This window comes from Bacillus sp. PK6-16 (assembly GCF_056530295.1).
Genome location: NZ_CP096511.1, coordinates 2,971,358 through 2,992,015, shown reverse-complemented (window position 1 = coordinate 2,992,015; position 20,658 = coordinate 2,971,358). Strand labels below are relative to the sequence as shown.

The following is a 20,658-nucleotide window of genomic DNA, read 5'->3' as shown; positions in this document are numbered from 1 at the left end:
GCAACGGTAAAATGTTTAATATATGTAATAATTCTTTGGGAAGGAAAAAGAGAATAGTTATAAAGTTATTCTTTAATGATAGGGTCATAATGATGTGTATGAATTAAAAAACATGTGGAATGAGGTATTAAATTGAAACGCAATGACAATTTATCATTGAATAAGGGGATGATAGGACCAGAAAATATTGGACCTACATTTCCGATTCTTCCACCAATTTATATTCCAACAGGAGCAACAGGGCCGACTGGAATAACGGGGCCGACCGGAATAACAGGAGCAACCGGAGAAACGGGACCGACCGGAATAACAGGAGCAACCGGAGTAACCGGAGCAATAGGAATAACGGGACCGACGGGAGCAACAGGGATAACAGGAGCAACCGGAATAACGGGACCGACGGGAGTAACAGGGATAACAGGAGCAACCGGAGAAACGGGACCGACCGGAATAACAGGAGCAACCGGAGAAACGGGACCGACCGGAATAACAGGAGCAACCGGAGTAACCGGAGCAATAGGAATAACGGGACCGACGGGAGCAACAGGGATAACAGGAGCAACCGGAATAACAGGAGCAACCGGAATAACGGGACCGACGGGAGCAACAGGGATAACAGGAGCAACCGGAATAACAGGAGCAACCGGAATAACGGGACCGACGGGAGTAACAGGGATAACAGGAGCAACCGGAATAACGGGACCGACGGGAGCAACAGGGATAACAGGAGCAACCGGAATAACAGGAGCAACCGGAATAACGGGACCGACGGGAGCAACAGGGATAACAGGAGCAACCGGAATAACAGGAGCAACCGGAATAACGGGACCGACGGGAGTAACAGGGATAACAGGAGCAACCGGAATAACGGGACCGACGGGAACAACAGGGATAACAGGAGCAACCGGAATAACAGGCCCAACCGGAATAACGGGCCCGACCGGAGCAACAGGTCCAACTGGAGAAACGGGCCCGACTGGAATAACGGGCCCAACTGGAGTAACCGGGCTAACCGGAGAAACGGGACCAATTGGAATAACGGGCCCAACCGGAGAAACGGGCCCAACCGGAGCAACAGGTCCTACCGGGGGTATTGGCCCTATAACAACAACCAATTTGTTATATTATACTTTTGCAGATGGAGAGAAACTTATATATACAGATGCCGATGGGATACCTCAATATGGTACAACGAATATATTATCGCCTAGTGAAGTTTCATATATTAATTTATTTATTAATGGAATAATGCAACCACAGCCATTATATGAGGTGAGTACTGGTAAATTAACTTTATTGGATACTCAACCTCCATCGCAAGGATCTTCAATTATATTACAATTTATCATTATTAATTAAAAGGACAGATCCTTAATGAAAAGGAATCTGTCTTTTTTTGTTTTATATTTAAATAGTTAAAATTAAGTGAAGGTACATTCAATTTCTAGCTGTCATAAATGGTTGAATGATAGGGATTTTAACTTCAATCCTTTTCACAGTGTATTGGAATAAAATATAAAATGAATTTTTCAATATATTATATGAGAGTTCTCTATAATACAAACGGCTTCATGTTTAAAAAGAGAACACAATCTTAGTAAAGAAATAATGTATATTTATATAAAAAAATGGCACTGTTAATTGTTGAGTATATTCAAATTAATATGTGTATTTAAACCTAAGAGATAAACGTGGAAAAATAAAATAAACCCGTAAGTTTAGGTATTTAATCTAAGCAGTCAATTATTAAAAACATATAATTAATATGTGAGTCATGAACATAATTAAATAGCGTTTGTAAGTTTAATTATATTTCATGTTTCCTATTTTAAGTCAATATATAACATATTTTTTTACAACTTTATGATCCTTATAATAGGAAAAACTCAAATATAAAACAAGTAAGGAGGACATAAATGACAAACAATAATTGTTTTGGTCATAACCACTGCAATAATCCGATTGTTTTCACTCCAGATTGCTGTAACAATCCACAAACAGTTCCAATTACCAGTGAGCAATTAGGTAGATTAATTACTTTACTAAACTCTTTAATAGCGGCTATTGCAGCGTTTTTTGCAAATCCAAGTGATGCAAACAGATTAGCTTTACTCAATTTGTTTACTCAACTATTGAACTTACTAAATGAATTAGCACCTTCTCCAGAAGGGAATTTCTTAAAACAATTAATTCAAAGTATTATTAATTTACTACAATCTCCTAACCCAAATCTAAGTCAATTACTTTCTTTATTACAACAATTCTACAGTGCTCTTGCACCATTCTTCTTCTCTTTAATTATTGACCCTGCAAGTTTACAACTTTTATTAAACTTATTAACTCAATTAATTGGTGCTACTCCAGGAGGCGGCCCAACAGGCCCAACAGGTCCAACAGGTCCAGGAGGAGGAGCAACAGGTCCAACAGGTCCAACAGGTCCAGGAGGAGGAGCAACAGGTCCAACGGGAGCGACAGGTCCAACAGGCCCAACAGGAGCGACAGGTCCAGCAGGTACTGGTGGCGCAACAGGTTTAACAGGAGCAACAGGCCCAACGGGAGCAACAGGCCCAACGGGAGCAACAGGTTTAACTGGTGCAACAGGCTTAACAGGAGCAACGGGAGCAACAGGAGCAACAGGTCCAACAGGAGCAACAGGTCCAACAGGAGCAACAGGTTTAACAGGAGCAACAGGCTTAACAGGAGCAACGGGTGCAACTGGTGGCGGAGCTATTATTCCGTTTGCTTCAGGTACAACACCAGCAGCGTTAGTTAATGCGTTAGTAGCTAATACAGGAACTCTTCTTGGATTTGGATTTAGTCAGCCTGGTATAGCATTAACGGGTGGAACAAGTATCACATTAGCATTAGGTGTAGGTGATTATGCATTTGTAGCACCACGAGCAGGGGTTATTACGTCATTAGCAGGTTTCTTTAGTGCAACAGCTGCATTAGCTCCATTATCACCTGTTCAAGTGCAAATACAAATATTAACTGCACCTGCAGCAAGCAATACGTTTACAGTACAAGGCGCACCTCTTTTATTAACACCAGCATTTGCCGCAATAGCGATTGGTTCTACAGCATCAGGAATCATACCTGAAGCTATTCCAGTAGCAGCTGGGGATAAAATACTGTTATATGTTTCATTAACAGCAGCAAGTCCAATAGCTGCAGTTGCTGGATTTGTAAGTGCAGGTATTAATATCGTTTAATTTGTTACAATGTTTAGTAGGAAATTAAACAGGGGTTTGTATATAGTCCTTCCTAATAAATTTAGGAAGGACTATATTTTTTTGGAAAATAAGTAATAAATCAATTGAACAATTACTCTTTGTTAAGTTCGTATAAAAAAGTATAATTTACCCTTTCTCATTTAAGGAATAAGTTATGTAACTTTAAAAATTTTCGATCAGAAAAAAAGATGAATTCTTTAAAAAAAGAATTCATCCATAAAATAAACTATTTATTTTTATTGCAGTTACATCCTTTTTTCTTTACATAGCCTTGCTCGGCTAAGTCTCTTTGCGATTGGGAATTGGAAGATTGAGAATTGGAAGATTGAGAATTGGAAGATTGAGAGGATGCTGAAGAGCTACTATTTTTATTATAAGAGTAGTTTTTTCGATAGTTATAATTACTCATAGTACTATCACCTCCAATTTAATATATAAATATTATATGTATGTACACTATCAATTGTTACTATTATTAATAGGAAGAGAAGATACAATAAAAAAATCTCCTCGGTATTTTCCTAGGAGATAAATGATGATTCTTTTAAAAATTTACAAATTAATAGCCCCAGTAAAGAGGAAAGTAATAAGAATCTTGGGGATACGGATTATGTTGTTGAGCGAGGGGCTGGGTTGGATAATTTTTCATTTCACGGTTTTGATTGCAGTTTGCCGGAGGACCAATTACGGTAGTTGATTGAATAGGGGAAACCGCTTGTTTCCATTGTTGTTCATTGAGGCAGTAAGTATGGGCCATCATATGAGCCGGAGTTAATCTTAAAATATCAGAACCGAAAATAACTTCTGGCGCTGGGGCATTGAAAATAGCTAATAAATGAGTATTATCTGCTGTAGCAATTTCATAATGCCACCACGCTTGTGGAATATTGGCAACTTGCCCGGGTTTTATCGGTAAGTTTAATATTTGATTCGTAAATGGATTAAGTAAAGAAACAACAGCAGACCCTGAAATACAATAAACAAGTTCAGCTGCATTTTGATGAATATGTGGTTCTACAACATTTCCTGTACTTAAATAAATATCTAATAATGAAGTATTTTCTAAAGTATTTAATTGTTTAATACCAAGTACATTTATATAATTTTGGGCATCTTTCCGAAAAAAATTACTTTTATTTACATCATAAGTAAAATTGGTTGAGGGGGAGGTATAGTCGATGTTTGCAGTCAATTATATTACCCGCCTTTCTATAGGGAAGTTAGGTTACAAAATTAGGATATGTGTCTAGTCTTTGTTTTGTGCTGTTGTCGGTAGCTTAATAAATTCACTTATTCCATAAAGAATAAAGAATAAAGAATAAAGTATAAAGATTAAACTATATTCGTATTCCCATTCATACTTTGGATTGATGGAAAAAAGTAATGAAAATGTTAATTTAAAATTACATCAATCATTTATAAGGAGTGAATGTTCATGTCATTTAGTGAAATGATTAGAAATGAAGTACTCAGCTGGGCGGGTGTTTCTGAAAAACCGCATCGATTTGGTGGTATTGAAATAAATTATGGTAAGAAAGAACTTGGGCATCTTCATGGTGATAAATTAGCTGATTTACCATTTCCGAAGTTAAAGCGAGATGAATTAGTGAAGCAAGGATTGGTAAAACCACATCACGTATTACCTGAATCAGGATGGGTCAGTTATTATTTAAAGAGTGAAGAGGATATTCCATTTGCAATTGAGTTATTTCGTATGCAATATGATCGAATTAAAAAGTAAAGAAACAAAGTAGGATAATAAAAATTTATTTTTATGTCACATCCCTCCTTAATCGTTCGTCTTGTATGTAGAACGATTAAGGAGGGATTTTATTATGAATACATTTGATATAGCAATTGTTGGCGGTGGGCTTGCCGGATTAACAGCATCTATATATTTAGCGAAAGCTGGAAAGAAAGTGATTGTATTAGAAAAATCCAGTCAATTCGGTGGCCGAGGGATGACTATAAATAAAAATGGAATCTGCATGAATCTTGGTGCACATGCTTTATATAGAGGCGGGGCAGCATTTATAACTTTTAATGAGCTCGGTTTGAATCTTCCAGGTGGAATACCATCTACAAAAGCACATGGAATATGGAAAGGGGATATATTCACCATCCCAACAGATTTTCGCTCAATTTTATCAACACCACTACTTTCGTGGTCTGCAAAAGTACAATTCTCACGTCTTATGATTCGTTTAGGAAATTTAGATGTAGGAGAAGTTCCGAAAATGAGTCTAACTACATGGGCAGAAAATGAAATAAAAGATCCAATGGTTCGTAATATATTTTATGCGCTATGCCGGACAACAACATATACGTTTGCTCCTACAATACAATTAGCATCATCTGTACTAAAGCAAATACAGCTTTCTATAAAAGAAGGAGTGCTTTATGTAGATGGTGGTTGGGAGACGATAATAACAAAATTAAGAGCTATAGCGAATGATATCGGGGTGCAGTTTTTGGCTAAAAAGCATGTTGTGGAAATTGAGCATTCCGAAGGTAAACAAAGAATACATTGTGTTGATGATGAGGTTTTTGAAGTAGGTACAGTCATCGTGACGACTCCGCCGAAAGAGGCTTGTAAAATAATAAAAGGTGCAGAAGGAACAAGTTTGCATAAATGGAGTGAACAATCGGTACCGGTTACTGTTGGTGCATTAGATATTGGCTTGAGACAATTACCCAATCCTATACATCAATTTGTATTAGGATTAGATCAACCTATATTTTTCACAAATCAATCGAGAGCAGCTAAATTAAGTGAAGACGGATCAATTGCAGTGAGTCTAATTAAGTACCATAATCCTGTGCTAGAGATGAATCATATTCATGAAGATAAAGAACAGTTGGAAAGTACGATGGAGTTGTTACATCCAAATTGGAAAAGAGAAGTTGTTGCACAGCAATATTTACCGAAAATAACAGTAGTACATGATTTTCCTCATATTGACCGTGTTGAAAAGCCGGGTCCTAATATACCTGAAATGCCAGGTGTTTATGTTGCAGGAGATTGGGCAGGGCATGATGAAATATTAGCTGATGCTGCGGTAGCAAGCGGGAAACGTGCAGCGTTACACATTTTAAAGCAATATGAAAGTGAGGCAGTTCATCATGGAAACGGAGCAGTTATATGAAGCGTATCAACCATTATTATTTTCGTTATCATACAGAATCCTTGGGAGTGTTATGGATGCTGAGGATATCGTTCAGGATGTATTTATCTCGCTAAATAATATAGAAGATCCACAATCTATAGAAAATATGAAAGCATATTTATGTAAGATGGCGACAAATCGTTCAATTGATAAATTACGATCGGCAGCGCATAAACGTAACGTGTATGTAGGGATGTGGTTACCAGAGCCACTTGTAGAAGAGAGTGATGAGCCATCAAAGTCATTTATAATGAAAGAATCCCTTTCCACCGCATATTTATTACTTTTACAACAACTATCTGAGGTAGAAAGAATTGTTTTCATATTAAGAGAGGTTTTCAGTTATGAATACGAAGAAATAGCTTCAATTGTTGATAAGAGTAGTGTGAACTGCAGGAAGATCTTTCAACGTGCACGAAAAAGCATGTTGGAGAAACCGAAGCAATCAAAATTAAGCACGGAGAAAATGGCTTCTTATGTTGAAAAGTTTGTAGCATCATTACAGTGTGGGGATACGGAAGGTATGTTGGAAGTATTAAAAACAGATGCTATATTCAAAGCTGATGGTGGCGGTAAAGTTACGACTGCGATCAATCCAATTTATTCTGCAGATCGAATTATACGTTTGTTCTTTGGGATTGCACAACGATTGACAGAAGAGTACACTGTTGATTTCAAAATGGTAAATGGTATACCAGGAGTTATAGTTACAATAAATAATAAAGTAACATATGTTCTTTCGTTTGCATTTGAGGATGAGAAGATTTCAAATATTTATATGATGGTTAATCCTGAAAAACTTATGCATTTAAATGTAAAAATATAAAAAAGCGCATTTCTTCAGAAATGCGTTTTTTATTATTTTTCTAACATTTCAAGAGGTACATCTTTTTCGCCAGCTACCTCAAATTTAATTTCCCCGTCTTCTTCATAAATACGTGTAATAATCGGTATAGTAATCATTAATTTTTTATGCTGCTTTCGTTTTCGAGCAGCATCTAAGCTAATCACGTTCATTTGTAAGCATCCTTTCTTCTGGAAATATATAAACAAAGAAAATGCGTCCGAAAAGGGCGCTTAATTGAATTTGAAATACCGATTCATTTAAATGGGGTTTATATAATTTAATAACTGCAATTTTAATATGAAATAATATGAATGGAATAATTGCACGTAGAAATTAACTTTACCAAAAAACGAAACAATATGCTATAAAAAATTATAAATCTTTGTCATATAACAGGAAAAAGGTTTTTGTTTCGCATATAATAAAAAGTAGACGGGCAGCAAGAGCTTTTTCATCATATTGCTTGGAAAGGCGATGAAAAGAATGGATACAGTAGATTCATTATTACTTCAACTTGAACAATATGGAGAAGAGCATGATCGAAATAAAAAAACAAGGGAAGAAAAATTACGGAATGTTTCTCGTGAGATGGGGCAATTTTTATCAATTTTAGTAAAAGGGTGTAATGCAAAAAATATCTTAGAAATTGGAACTTCTAATGGTTATTCTACATTGTGGTTGGCTAATGCGGTAGAAGAAACAAATGGAAATGTAACAACTGTAGAGCTTTCTTCAGAACGAGTTGGAGAGGCACTTGTCAATTTTGAAAAGGCAAACCTGTTACAAAGAATTGATATTCATAATCAAGAAGCAGGGGCATTTTTAGATTCCCAATTAGATCATTCATTTGATTTTATTTTCCTAGATTCAGAGCGCACGCAATACATGTGGTGGTTTGAGCATATAAAACGTATGTTACAGCCAAAAGGTTTTCTTGTTGTTGATAATGCAACTTCTCATGCAAGTGAATTAGATGAGTTTATAAAAATGATTGAAGAAGATGATACGTTTGAAACAGTGTTATTAGCGTTTCAAAAGGGAGCATTTGTAGCTCGCAAAAATAAATAGAAGTGAGTGTAATAGAATTATCACATTGAAAACGGGTGAATGTCAAAAGATTGAGTGTAGCACGATTAAAAGAACGTAAATTATTTAGGAAATATATGAAGAATCCGCCTTCAGCATGTAGTTCTCTAGGTCTTAAGTCTGAGGAAAATTATGTTGATTACAGGTATACTTATAGTAAGAAACAGGGAATGACTGCATAAACAGACATTTCTAAAAAAATCGATTTCAAGCAATCAGAATGTGTATGAAATACGATATAATTGATGAAATATAGTGCATATAAATTCGCACATATAAATAAAGGAGCGATTTTGTTGACTGAACTTGAGAAAAAAGAACCTGTATCCATTGTGAAAGATAATAATGTAGAAGTAGTGGTTGATACAGTTATAAAAGATGAAGAACTTGATGAATTAAATAAAGAAGCCGATCTTTATGTACAAAAGTTAAATAGCGAGCAAAATACAGATTTATCAAAAGTATTGTCGCAGCTAGGAGATTTGGGGGATAAAGAACAACAAGCAGCAGGACAAACGTTATCAGCATTAAAACGCCCTGTAACAGCGATGATGAATGGAAAGAATGAAGAAATTCCAAATACATTGTTAGAATTACGCAAAGTAGTATCAGAGCTTGATCCGAATTCATTAAAAGCAAGTGGTATGAAGAAAATTATGTTTAAAGTATTTAAGAAAAATCCACTTGAAACATACGTGCATAAATATCAATCTATAGATAAGCAAATTGAGGAAATTATTAGATCCCTTCTAATTGGTCGTGATAACTTACAAGAGGATACAGTTGGTCTTGAAATGTTAAAAGAACAATCGCACGATAAAATTCATGCGCTTGATAAACAAGTATACTTAGGGAAAAAGCTTGCTGGCATGCTTGAAGCTGAGAAACAAAACCCAGAGCGTCAAAGGGATATTCCGTTAATTAACGATGCATTAGAAAAGATACTTGTACGTACACGTAATATGCAGCAAGCGAAAAGTGTATTATTACAATCTATAGCTTCTGTAGACATCATTAAGAAAAATAATGAAAAATTAACAGAGGCGATACGTAATGCAATTACGATGACGCAAAACGTTGTAACAGTTTCAGCTGCTATTCAGCTTGCATTAACGAATCAACGTAAAACAATTGATGCCGTAAATGCGACGAATGAAGCAATTGAATCGATGGTATTAAGTAATTCTCAAGCGTTAAAACAAAATACAGAAGAAACGACGAAATTGCTTGAAAACCCTGCTATTAGCATGGATAAATTACGTGAATCATTCCAAAATGTGTTCGCTGCAATTGAAGCATCTGAAAAATCGTCAGAACGTATTATCGAGTCAAGTAAGAAGTTCGTTATTGAACTAGACACATTTAATGATGAGATGAAGCAGAAACTCATTCAGCGTCCAAGGAAATAACGGATTATTAGAGGAGGTGAACAAATGAGTTTCATTCAAACAGTACTATTACTACTCGGTACATTGCTTTTAATAGCATTTACTGTCGTTGTTTTAGTCGTATACTTCGGGCGGAAACTGTATTTTTCATGGACGAAGCCATATAAAAGAGCGCAAGATTCTTTAGATAAGATATCAAACAAATCAATACCGTTTCTACAAGAATTTACACAACATCCACTGTTTTATCGCTGGATTCGCACCGAAGGAAAGAAAGAACAAAATACATTAAATACTCTATTTTGTGCATCAGGTCAACGTACGAGAGAGCAAGTCTTCTCGATGTTACCGAAAGAAAAGCAGAAAAAAGTGCATGTAATGGCAAAAACTACGAAAAAGCTTACGAATGAAGATATTGATGTGGCTGCGATGAAAGTGAAAGATTTCTTAAGACAAGAAGCGCAGCAAACTGTAAAACCGACAGACTTATCATTTTACAAATTGTATTTTTATGACCGTTATCCAGACGCATTAAATACAATTCAAGCGTATAAACGCTCAATAAATCCTTCATTACAAAGAACGGTTGATGATATTACAATTTCGGTATTAAATGCACTTCCGTACTATCAAGAGCAACGCATGTTTGAACAACAACATAAACTTGAAACATTCTTAATGAAAGATTTAACGGCCATGTTATCGTTGGTAGTACAATTACCACCTTCACAAAGACCAGAGAAGGAAGAAGAACTGAAGATCTACTTGGAAAATTTCAAAAAAGAAATGGAAGTAGTAGAGCGAGATATTCGCGACTCGATTGATCACGATTTAAATGTGAAGATGAGGGCAGCGACTGAGAAGTTTAAGAATAAATAACAAAAAGCGCCTTAAAAGCTAAGTATCACAGCTTTAAGGCGCTTTTTTTATGAGGTTTTATTTTGCACTAACGGTAGTATGACTAGAAGCCACACTTTCATTATGCAATCGATCAACTGCAGTTACGACATAGGTATACGTTTCTCCGGAAATAGCGGTTTTATCTACATAAATTTCTCCAAGTTTTGTTTTTCTTACAGTAGTAAGTAAATTTTTGGGATTTTGTATATCCACTTCATTTTTCCCATTCACGCGGTAAATAGCGTAATAAGCAGAATCATTATCTCTATTGTCAATGATACCGATTGCAATACCTTCATCTCTTGGAATGACGCCTTTTAAAGTCGGTTGTTTTGGTGGATCATGATCAAGCCAAGGCATAGGCGGGATTAATGCAGGATGTTTATATATGTTTTTTGAAAGTCTATCTTTAACTCCGAGTGGATTGTTATTAATATCTTTTAAGCTAAAATGCATACTACCTTTTATATCAGGATATAGCCGGTTTAATGCAATTTGTTTTGGATATTCTTCTGGATCAGACCAAGCAGGGACGGAGTTATTATTAATTTTATAGGCCGCTTGACCAATGTATAGGTGAATCGGTTTGTTATTTGTTTCTTTAACCCACCAATCTACTAATATGTCATATGCAGCTGGGGTGAAACCTATATTCCAATATATTTGCGGTGTAATGTAGTCAATATATCCTTTTTGTATCCACTCACGTGTGTCAGCATAAAGGTCATCATAGTTTCTTTGGCCTGCGGTTGTGTTAGAGCCAGTGGGATCGTCAGCTATATTTCGCCATACGCCGAACGGACTAATACCAAACTTTACATATGATTTTTCTTGTTTTATAGCAGTATTTAAATCTTTTACAAGTTCATTTACATTGTTACGTCGCCAATCTTCTATATTTGTAAATCTACCATTATTATATGTTTCGTACGTTTTCTGATCTGGAAATTCTTCACCGGCTACTTTATATGGGTAAAAATAATCATCCATATGCAGCGCATCAATATCGTAATTTTGTACGATTTCTAAAGCGCCTTCTGTTATAAATTTTTTCACTTCCGGAATACCGGGATTGTAATATAACTTTCCGCCATAAGGGACAACCCAATCGGGATGTTGCCTTGCAGGGTGATTATTTGATAATCGATTTATATCGGTGTGATTCATCGTTATTCGGTATGGGTTAATCCAAGCGTGGAATTCTATATTTCTTTTATGAGTTTCTTCAATCATAAATGCGAGCGGGTCATAACCAGGATCTTTTCCTTGTGTTCCTGTAATGTATTCAGACCAAGGACCGTAATTTGAAGGATAGAAAGCATCAGCGGTTGGTTTAATTTGTACAACAACTGCATTCATACCAGTGCTTTTTACATCGTCTAATAATCTTATAAATTCTTGCTTCTGTTTTTCAATAGGTAAGCCAGTTTTTGAGGGCCAATCAATATTCAGAACTGATGCGATCCATACAGCACGTAATTCATGTTTTTTGTACGTAGTATTTACTTCAGCATAAGTAGAGTGAGGGGGAATGAAAGAGAAAGGGATGAACAAGATAACGATACAACATATCATTAATAAACGTTTAACGATCATTTATAAGCCTCCCTATCATTGATTATTTAAAATAATATCTGAGGCGAGGTTGACCTTGCAATAGAGAAAATTGCATATTGAAACATTAATTTAATAGGAGAAATATTTTTAATGAAATTTACTTTCATTATAACTAAATTCATTTACTACTTCATATGCTTGTTAGTAAAGTGAAACTTCCTTTCATTTGAAGGGTAATAAATTATAAGTATAGGAGGATTAATAAATGAAAGTTTTGTTCGTCTGTTCTGGAGGAATGTCCAGTGCAATTGTTGTAAACGCTTTAAAAAAAGAAGCGGAGAAAAATGGTGTGAACATGGAAGTGCATGCAATTGGAACGAATGAGGTAGAGGAAGAAGTAAAGAATGGCTGGGATGTCGTAATGGTGGCACCTCAAATAAGACACCGATTTGACTCTGTAAAAAAGTTTGCAGAGGAGGAATCTATTCCGTGTGGCATCATACCGCCGCAAGCATACACACCGCTTGGCGGCCCGACTTTATTAAAAACTGTAAATGAATTAATCAGTTAGGGGGAAACGTTATGAATAAGTTTGTCACGTTTCTTGATAAAAACTTATCTGGACCGATGGCAAGGCTTTCTGAGCAGAGACATTTACAAGCAATCCGTGATGGAGTTATTTCGGCGTTACCATTTATTATAGTAGGAAGCTTCTTTTTAATAGTAGCATTTCCACCACTGCCGAAAGATAGTTTTATATCAGTTTGGGCATTAAAGAATCAAACAAGTATATTGATACCATATCGTTTAACCATGTTTATTATGTCCTTATATATCGCATTTGGAATAGGATATAATTTAGCGAAAAGTTATAAATTAGATGCTTTATCAGGAGCACAGCTCGCGGTATGTTCACTACTTTTAACATTAACGCCTGAGTTAATTGATAAAAAAGGATTCATGCTTCCGATGACAAATCTCGGAGGTCATGGATTATTTGTGACGATGATTGTTTCTATTTTATCCGTAGAGATTTTAAGGTTTTGTAAGAAGAAAAATGTAATGATTAAAATGCCAGAACAAGTACCGCCATCTGTATCGCGTTCATTTGAAGCACTTATACCTGCAGCATTCGTTATTATTATAATGAGTCTAGTAACTGTCGTTTTTAGCATTGATTTACACCATGTTGTTGATAAATTAGCAGCACCATTAGTAAAAGCTGGGGATAGTTACTTCGGTGTAATGATTCCAGTGTTTTTAATTACGTTTTTTTGGTCATTCGGAATCCATGGTGTGTCGGTTGTTGGAACTGTTGCTCGGCCATTATGGGAAGTATACCTAGGGAAAAATGGTGAAGCAGTTGCTAGTGGAGCAGATCAGTTGCCATTTATTTCACCAGAGCCGTTATATCAATGGTTTATATGGATTGGCGGTTCTGGTGCGACGTTAGGGCTTGTATTAGCTATGATTGTATTTGGTCGATCGAAATATTCGAAAGCATTATCAAGAACTTGTATTGTTCCGGGTATTTTTAATATTAATGAACCAGTCATATTCGGATTACCGATTGTACTAAATCCAATTTTAATTATCCCATTTATCATTACACCACTTGTAACAGCAACTGTTGCATATTCAGCAACTGCGATGGGATTTGTAACACCAACGCATATTATGCCGCCATGGACACTACCTGCTCCAATTGGTGCATATTTAGCAACAGGTGGAGATTGGCGTGCGATTGTATTAGTTTTTATAAATATAGCAATATCGTTCCTTATTTATTTACCATTCTTTAAAATGTACGACAAAAATATGCTTGAAATTGAAAAAAATGGTGACGGGGAATCTGTTAATCCTTAATCTGCACGCTGTTATTTTGAGTGATAGACTTTTTGTCTATCACTTCTTTCACATTAAAACTAGAAAGGGGGAAATAGAATGAATATAAAATTTAGTTATAAAGGCGTATTTTTATTATTATTTGGAGTGATTTGTGCAAATTTACTTTTTGTCCCTTTATTAGGCATGCTAAATCTATCACAAATGCATAGTATCTGGCTTGTTACAAGTATTGCGGCAAGCGTTTTGCTTACGGTAGTTGTTTCTTTCATTGATGGATCGTTTGCATCGAAAGCTCAGTTGTTTTTTAGATTTATATTGTTTTCGATTGGTTGTACGTTCGTTACTTACATGATTGTTTTTTAGTAAATAGGAGGTCATGCACGTTATGTATATTGCAGGGATAATGTCTGGTACTTCATTAGATGGAATAGATGTAGCGCTCGTTCATATAGAAGGAAGTGGTGTAGATTCTAAAATCGAACTCATCCATTTTACTACTGTTCCATTTTGTAATGATATGAAAAATGAGATCCAACAAGCGTTATCAATTGAAACTTCGAATGTCCAACTTATATGTAGTTTAAATTTTAAACTTGGTTTATGCTTCGCCAATGCTGTAAAGGAAGTTTGTAAAGAAGCCAATTTTCCTTTGAGACAATTAGATTTAATAGGCTCTCACGGACAAACGATTTATCATCAGCCAAAGCAAGAAGGGAATATTATTTCTTCAACATTGCAAATTGGGGAACCAGCAGTAATAGCATATGAAACGAACACGACGGTTATCTCGAATTTCCGAACGATGGACATGGCGGCAGGGGGACAAGGTGCACCACTTGTACCATATTCAGAGATTATTTTATATCGGCATCAAACTAAAAATAGACTACTACAAAATATTGGTGGAATTGGTAATGTTACAGTGGTTCCAAGTAAACGAAGTAAAGAGAGTGTTATTGCTTTCGATACTGGACCAGGCAACATGGTAATCGATGAAGTATGTCAAAGATTATTTCATGTACCATATGATCAAAATGGTTGGATTGCAAAGCAGGGGGTAGTTGTAGATGAAATTTTAACATACTGTATGAACCATCCATTTTTGAACATGAAACCACCAAAATCAACAGGTAGAGAACAGTTTGGAGAAGCGTTTGTGACTGAATTATTGAATCGATTTAAAAAGCATAGTAAAGAAAATATATTGGCAACTGTCACGATGTTTACAGCATGTTCAATTGTTCATCATTATAAGGCGTTTATTTTGCCGTATTATGAAATTGATGAGGTGATTTTAGGTGGTGGTGGAAGTTATAATAATACACTTGTTGAAATGTTACGGAATGGATTAAGAGAAGAGAAATGTAGCATATGTATACAAGAAGATATTGGTCATTCTTCAGCAGCGAAAGAAGCAATTGCATTTGCTATTTTAGCAAACGAAACGTATCATCGTAATCCGAGTAATGTGCCGAGCGCAACAGGTGCTAAGAATTCCGTAATTTTAGGGAATATAACATTCCCTCCATACGCAGATGAAAATGAGGCGAATATATGAAGTATATGATTGGAGTAGATGGCGGGGGAACGAAGACCGAGGCAATTGCATTTGATAAAGAGGGAAATGAACTTGTAAGAGCTACCAGTGGTTTTGGAAACATATTAATAGATTTTGAAGAAGCTCTTGTGCATATTATGGAAGCAATTAATCAATGCCAGAAGAGTTTAATAAATGGGCATTGCGTTTGTGTTTGTTTAGGATTAGCTGGTATAAGCGGAGCGAATACAAATGAATTAACATTACGTTTAAAAAAGAAATACGGAACAAAAATTGAAATTTTTAATGATGCAATGATCGCACATGCAGCTGCTTTAAAAGGTAAGGATGGAATATTAACTATAGGTGGTACAGGTGCAATTTGTATAGGAAAGAAAGGAGAAGTATATCAGTATAGCGGTGGATGGGGACATATTTTAGGAGATGAGGGGAGCGGATATTGGATTGCATTACAAGCTTTAAAGAAAATGGCAATTCAGTTCGATCAAGGAATCAGTCTTTGTCCATTGAGTTTGAATATTCAAAGGCAGTTTCAACTTTTGACACCGTCTCATATAAAAAGCTTAGTATATACTTCTTCTAAAGATAAAATTGCAGCAATCGCCCCATTAGTTATTCAGGAAGCGAGAGATGGCAATGATGATGCGCATGAAATTATGATGCAAGCTGGAAAGGAATTAGCAAGGATTACAGTAAATGTTTATAACAAGTTGAACTTTAAGCACTCAACGCCAATTGCAGCAAGTGGCAGTATATTGCGTTTAGTTCCTGAAATATTTGCTGTATTTAAGAAATGCTGTGAAGAAAGTATGAAAGAAATTACATTCGTATCACAAGCAGAAATGGCAGTGAAAGGAACATATTATTTAATGAGGGATATATATTTTTAAAAATAGGTATGAGAATTTTTGTATGATTTGTAAAAATATGATGTTAAAATGTATAAAGGGATGTATGTTAAAAACGTACAATATACGTAGTAATTGAATATTGTATATGTATTCCCATGTAGAAAGTGAATGATTACATGATTAATAGTATGCAGTTTTTATATTTGGTGGCTTCTTATTTAATTGGAAACATATTGACCGCTTATATAGTAACAAAATTGAGACATAACGTTGATATTAGGGATGAAGGAAGCGGAAATCCTGGCGCAAGAAATATGGGGCGCGTATATGGAAAAGGGTATTTCATCGCTACATTTTTAGGTGATGCAATTAAAGGGGCAATCGTTGTTGCTGTAGCAAAATATCTTTTTGAAGATCCTACATTCGTAATGTTAACATTATTGGCCGTTATTATTGGACATATTTATCCAGTTTTATTTAAAGGCAAGGGCGGTAAAGGTATTTCAACATTTATAGGAGGACTAATCGCATTTGATTATTTGATAGCGCTTACCCTCTTAGGCATTTTTATTGTATTTTATTTAATATTTAAAGGGTTTACGAAGCCAGGACTAATTACGATTGCTTGTTTACCAATTTGTATGATTCTTTATTCTTATTCTATTGTTACCACTATATTAAGTGGAATAATTATTGTACTTATTCTATATGTAAATCGAGAATAAAATGAGTGTTTAATAAGTGGGGATAATCTCCACTTATCATTTTTTATTAAATAGATAAAGGAGATAAGGCATGGGGTTAATTTATAAAGTTGCTGATCAAGATTGGGAATTTGAAAGTATACATAAATTGAATTATAAAACTTTTGTAGAAGAGATACCACAACATGAAGAAACGAAAGAACGGTTTCGTATAGATCGGTTTCATAAAGAAAATACATATTTAATTTGTTTAGATGAGGATAGATTAGTAGGTATGGTCGCAGTGCGGGGAAAACGACCATTCTCGTTAGATTATAAAATTTCAAATTTAGATATTTATTTGCAAGAGCATGGAGAAAAAGTGTATGAAATTCGTTTACTTTCAGTAGAACGTGAATATAGAAATGGAAGAGCGTTGTTAGGATTAATTCGTTTTCTACATCGTTATTTGCTTCTAAATGGATATGAATTAGCACTCATTTCTGCAACAACACGTGAACTAGCTTTATATGAGCAAATGGGATTCGAATCTTTCCATACGTTAGTTGGTACAGAAGAAGCAGCCTTCCAGCCAATGTATGTTACCCCTGCTATGTTTGAAGAGTCGAGTATTGGGGGGATTATGACGAAAGAATATACGTTTTTACCTGGTCCAGTAGATATTGAAGAGAACGTTCGAAAGGCATTTTCTACGCGACCTATTTCCCATCGCTCTAAGTCATTTCAAGTGATGATGGACAATGTGAAAAAACGGTTACTTCACATGACAAAAGCAAAACATGTACAGCTTATGTTAGGAACAGGGACGTTAGCAAATGATGCGATTGCTTTACAGTTACGTTCTTTAAAAGGGAAAGGACTAGTATTAACAAATGGGGAATTTGGTAATAGATTAGTTGGACATGCAAAACGAGCACGGTTACATTTTGATACTTATAAAAAGGAAATGGGAGATCCATTTATTTATACCGAATTAGAAGAAATTATGACAACTGGAAATTATGAATGGATTTGGTTTGTTCATCATGAAACATCTACTGGAATGTTAAACGATTTAAACGAGCTAAATACTCTTTGTAACGAGAATCAAATGAAACTGTGTGTAGATTGCATAAGCTCAATTGGAGCAATACCATTAGACTTGAAGGATGTGTATTTTGCAAGTGGTGTTAGCGGTAAAGCGATTAAATCATATACAGGAATTTCTTTCGTTTTTCATAACCACATTGTAAAAATAAACGAGGCTGTGCCGGCCTATATGGACATTGGCATGTATGAAGAAAATGAAAGTATTCCATACTCACAATCATGGAATTTAATTTATGCATTGCAAGAAGCTTTGAAGAGATTTGAAGATGAAAAGGCATTTGTAAAAATTAAAGAGACATATGATTATGTTGAAGAAGTTATTACTGATATGGGTTTAAGGCTTGTTTCACCTAAAGAACATGCCGCGCCAATTATACTTACTATTGTATTGAGCGAAGATTATTCTTCTAAAGTAGTAGGCGATACATTAGCATTACAAGGATACATCGTTCATTATGAGTCATCTTATTTACAAAAGAATAATTGGATCCAAATTGCATGTTTAAATCATTATAAAGAACGCGACATGAAGAGGATGTTAAATTGTTTGCAAATGTGTTTATTTCAGAGTGGGGTACATATATAAAGACTTTTTCTTTTCGTATAAAGGAGCTACGACTTACGAAAACTTAGGAATAGAACATTGGAAGAGGTGTAAGTATGATAACTAGAAAACTACCATTACATATAGACGATATTAAAAAAGCTCACAAGATTCTAGATAGAAATGCTCGTAAAACGCCATTAGTAAAATCTTTTTACTTGACTAGTAAAACGGGCGGAGAAATTCATTTGAAATTAGAAAATATGCAATTAACGGGTTCTTTTAAATTCCGTGGCGCATTTAATAAAATGTCGCGGCTCACGGATCAAGAAAAAGAAAAAGGTGTAATTGCATGTTCAGCAGGTAATCATGCACAAGGAGTTGCATTATCTGCTCATTTACTCGGTATTAAGAGTAAAATTGTTATGCCAATTTCTGCACCGCAGGCGAAAGTGGAAGCAACTAGAGGATATGGATCTGAAGTGATTTTACATGGTGAAACCTTTGATGATGCAAAGGCAAAATGTGAAGAAATTATAAGGGAAACAGGTGAGACATACTTACATCCATATGATGATGTAGAGGTAATGGCTGGTCAAGGTACAATTGGATTAGATATTCTTGATGATATGTGGGATGTAGATACTGTTATTGTACCAATAGGTGGAGGCGGAATTATTTCTGGTATTTCTGTAGCATTAAAATCTTTTAATCCATCGATTAATATAATTGGTGTCCAAGCAGATAATGTTCATGGAATGAAGGCATCTTACGATAAAGGAGCAATCGTAGAACATTATGAGGCACCTACTATTGCAGATGGTTGCGCAGTTAAAATACCAGGGGAATTAACATTTGAAATTGTAAAAGAATTAGTAGATGATATTGTAACTGTATCAGAAAAAGAACTGGAAGTAGCGATGAAAGATTTATTACAACGTGGGAAAGCTGTTGTAGAAGGTGCAGGTGCATTAGCAACTGCTGCACTTCTTGCAGGAAAAGTTGATAGTTATATAAAAGGGAAAAAAGTAGTAGCTGTTATATCCGGTGGGAACGTGGACTTACAGCGCATATCAAGTGTATGTGAGCACTTTTTTGTCGCTAATGAAGTGAAATAGTTTTATAAAAGAAGAGCTAAGAGAAATGATCTTAGCTCTTACTTTTTGTCTACCGTTTACTGTAAGTAGCAATAATTTTGCTGTTTAATGAATTGTTTTATTTAAGCGCCAATTTTTACACATATCTTGAACGTTACAATAATTATTTCAATATTGTCGAAACATAAGCAGAAATTTAATATAATAGTTTTAATGTGCTAATGAGCGGTGAGGAGGGCAGGTCATGAATAAAGAAGAACAGGTCATGAACGGTTTCAGGGAATTATATAATAAGCTGGTTTGGCTTAATAAAGATAAGATGGAAGAAGGTCTTAAAGGTTTTAAGTCTTCTGAAGTTCACTGCATTGAATATATTGAAAACAATGCAGATTCTAACGTGACACAACTCGCAGAGGCTTTTTATGTGACTCGCGGTGCTATAAGTAGAATGACTAAGAAACTCATACAAAAAGGCCTTATTGAAAGCTACCAAAAGTCAGAAAATAAGAAAGAAATTTATTTTAGGCTTACCGAACAAGGGAAAGAAATTTATAAAATCCATGAAAATCTGCACAAAGAGTTTCAAGAGCGGGATAAAGCTGTATTTGAGCAAGTAACTGAAGAAGAATTCGACAGTATAATTCGTTTCGTGGAAAAGTATAGTAGACATTTGGATGCAGAAATAAAGAAACAAGGTGTACATATTAAATCGTAATACATTTTAATAATAAAGTGAAACATTAATCAGTGGGGGTTTTCTTCATCTCTACTGATTATCAGCCCTCACCA

21 protein-coding genes are annotated in these 20,658 nt (G+C 35.3%); 17 read left to right on the top strand and 4 right to left on the bottom strand.

Annotated elements, in window-relative coordinates:
• Window positions 1-132: 132 nt before the first annotated feature.
• Together M1D66_RS15260 and M1D66_RS15255 are read left to right on the top strand one after the other, a co-directional pair.
• The gene (locus tag M1D66_RS15260; protein WP_242554582.1) at window positions 133-1,359 is read left to right on the top strand and encodes a DUF4183 domain-containing protein; all 1,227 of its coding nucleotides are present in this window, start codon (window positions 133-135) and stop codon (window positions 1,357-1,359) included.
• Between the two features lie 557 nt (window positions 1,360-1,916).
• Window positions 1,917-3,212 (top strand): exosporium glycoprotein BclB-related protein, encoded by a 1,296-nt coding sequence (locus tag M1D66_RS15255; RefSeq protein ID WP_242554581.1) that lies wholly within the window; start codon window positions 1,917-1,919, stop codon window positions 3,210-3,212.
• Between the two features lie 247 nt (window positions 3,213-3,459).
• Here the strand turns inward: M1D66_RS15255 and M1D66_RS15250 are convergent, their stop codons facing one another.
• Window positions 3,460-3,642, bottom strand: a complete 183-nt coding sequence (locus M1D66_RS15250) for a hypothetical protein (protein WP_089170973.1) — start codon at window positions 3,640-3,642, stop codon at window positions 3,460-3,462.
• Between the two features lie 150 nt (window positions 3,643-3,792).
• Window positions 3,793-4,425 (bottom strand): cupin domain-containing protein, encoded by a 633-nt coding sequence (locus tag M1D66_RS15245; protein ID WP_242554580.1) that lies wholly within the window; start codon window positions 4,423-4,425, stop codon window positions 3,793-3,795.
• A gap of 243 nt (window positions 4,426-4,668) precedes the next feature.
• Here M1D66_RS15245 and M1D66_RS15240 point away from each other — a divergent pair, with 243 nt between their 5' ends.
• From M1D66_RS15240 to M1D66_RS15230, 3 genes are all read left to right on the top strand, one after another.
• Window positions 4,669-4,974: a luciferase domain-containing protein gene (locus tag M1D66_RS15240; protein WP_006921730.1), complete on the top strand. Its 306-nt coding sequence runs from the start codon at window positions 4,669-4,671 to the stop codon at window positions 4,972-4,974.
• A 94-nt stretch (window positions 4,975-5,068) separates the two neighbouring features.
• Window positions 5,069-6,379, top strand: a complete 1,311-nt coding sequence (locus M1D66_RS15235; RefSeq protein ID WP_242554579.1) for a phytoene desaturase family protein — start codon at window positions 5,069-5,071, stop codon at window positions 6,377-6,379.
• Window positions 6,357-7,226 (top strand): sigma-70 family RNA polymerase sigma factor, encoded by an 870-nt coding sequence (locus M1D66_RS15230; protein WP_033692368.1) that lies wholly within the window; start codon window positions 6,357-6,359, stop codon window positions 7,224-7,226. The genes M1D66_RS15235 and M1D66_RS15230 overlap by 23 nt, the downstream gene beginning before the upstream one ends.
• 32 nt (window positions 7,227-7,258) lie before the next feature.
• On the opposite strand, the gene M1D66_RS15225 is transcribed toward M1D66_RS15230, so the two are convergent.
• Window positions 7,259-7,417 (bottom strand): hypothetical protein, encoded by a 159-nt coding sequence (locus M1D66_RS15225; protein ID WP_001100984.1) that lies wholly within the window; start codon window positions 7,415-7,417, stop codon window positions 7,259-7,261.
• Window positions 7,418-7,721: 304 nt separating this feature from the next.
• Here M1D66_RS15225 and M1D66_RS15220 point away from each other — a divergent pair, with 304 nt between their 5' ends.
• The 3 genes from M1D66_RS15220 to M1D66_RS15210 all read left to right on the top strand — a co-directional run bounded on the left by M1D66_RS15220 (window position 7,722) and on the right by M1D66_RS15210 (window position 10,600).
• Window positions 7,722-8,315 (top strand): O-methyltransferase, encoded by a 594-nt coding sequence (locus M1D66_RS15220; RefSeq protein WP_002094007.1) that lies wholly within the window; start codon window positions 7,722-7,724, stop codon window positions 8,313-8,315.
• A gap of 314 nt (window positions 8,316-8,629) precedes the next feature.
• A complete protein-coding gene (locus M1D66_RS15215; protein WP_000137402.1) occupies window positions 8,630-9,742 on the top strand; it encodes a toxic anion resistance protein in 1,113 nt (370 codons plus the stop codon).
• Window positions 9,743-9,766: 24 nt separating this feature from the next.
• On the top strand, window positions 9,767-10,600 hold the full coding sequence (locus tag M1D66_RS15210) for a DUF3974 domain-containing protein (RefSeq protein ID WP_000008369.1): 834 nt from the start codon (window positions 9,767-9,769) through the stop codon (window positions 10,598-10,600).
• Window positions 10,601-10,657: 57 nt separating this feature from the next.
• On the opposite strand, the gene M1D66_RS15205 is transcribed toward M1D66_RS15210, so the two are convergent.
• Window positions 10,658-12,217, bottom strand: a complete 1,560-nt coding sequence (locus tag M1D66_RS15205) for a glycoside hydrolase family 10-like protein (RefSeq protein WP_242554578.1) — start codon at window positions 12,215-12,217, stop codon at window positions 10,658-10,660.
• 226 nt (window positions 12,218-12,443) lie between these two features.
• On the opposite strand from M1D66_RS15205, the gene M1D66_RS15200 reads away from it, so the two are divergent.
• The 9 genes from M1D66_RS15200 to M1D66_RS15160 all read left to right on the top strand — a co-directional run bounded on the left by M1D66_RS15200 (window position 12,444) and on the right by M1D66_RS15160 (window position 20,584).
• Window positions 12,444-12,749, top strand: a complete 306-nt coding sequence (locus tag M1D66_RS15200; RefSeq protein ID WP_000865907.1) for a PTS sugar transporter subunit IIB — start codon at window positions 12,444-12,446, stop codon at window positions 12,747-12,749.
• An 11-nt stretch (window positions 12,750-12,760) separates the two neighbouring features.
• Window positions 12,761-14,044: a PTS sugar transporter subunit IIC gene (locus M1D66_RS15195; protein ID WP_001032280.1), complete on the top strand. Its 1,284-nt coding sequence runs from the start codon at window positions 12,761-12,763 to the stop codon at window positions 14,042-14,044.
• A gap of 78 nt (window positions 14,045-14,122) precedes the next feature.
• Entirely contained in the window at window positions 14,123-14,389 is a 267-nt protein-coding gene (locus tag M1D66_RS15190; RefSeq protein WP_001021963.1) for a hypothetical protein, read from the top strand.
• Window positions 14,390-14,411: 22 nt separating this feature from the next.
• Window positions 14,412-15,584, top strand: coding sequence for an anhydro-N-acetylmuramic acid kinase AnmK (gene anmK, locus M1D66_RS15185; protein WP_242554577.1), 1,173 nt, complete (start codon window positions 14,412-14,414; stop codon window positions 15,582-15,584).
• Window positions 15,581-16,474: a BadF/BadG/BcrA/BcrD ATPase family protein gene (locus M1D66_RS15180; RefSeq protein ID WP_242554576.1), complete on the top strand. Its 894-nt coding sequence runs from the start codon at window positions 15,581-15,583 to the stop codon at window positions 16,472-16,474. The genes anmK and M1D66_RS15180 overlap by 4 nt, the downstream gene beginning before the upstream one ends.
• Before the next feature lie 137 nt (window positions 16,475-16,611).
• The gene (gene plsY / locus M1D66_RS15175) at window positions 16,612-17,160 is read left to right on the top strand and encodes a glycerol-3-phosphate 1-O-acyltransferase PlsY (protein ID WP_000610870.1); all 549 of its coding nucleotides are present in this window, start codon (window positions 16,612-16,614) and stop codon (window positions 17,158-17,160) included.
• 70 nt (window positions 17,161-17,230) lie between these two features.
• Window positions 17,231-18,814: an aminotransferase class V-fold PLP-dependent enzyme gene (locus tag M1D66_RS15170; RefSeq protein WP_242554575.1), complete on the top strand. Its 1,584-nt coding sequence runs from the start codon at window positions 17,231-17,233 to the stop codon at window positions 18,812-18,814.
• 74 nt (window positions 18,815-18,888) lie between these two features.
• Window positions 18,889-19,890 carry a bifunctional threonine ammonia-lyase/L-serine ammonia-lyase TdcB gene (gene tdcB / locus M1D66_RS15165; protein ID WP_061661061.1) on the top strand — a complete coding sequence of 334 codons (1,002 nt, stop codon included), beginning with the start codon at window positions 18,889-18,891 and terminating at the stop codon, window positions 19,888-19,890.
• 223 nt (window positions 19,891-20,113) lie between these two features.
• Window positions 20,114-20,584, top strand: coding sequence for a MarR family transcriptional regulator (locus tag M1D66_RS15160; protein WP_086386008.1), 471 nt, complete (start codon window positions 20,114-20,116; stop codon window positions 20,582-20,584).
• The last annotated feature ends 74 nt before the right edge of the window (window positions 20,585-20,658 follow it).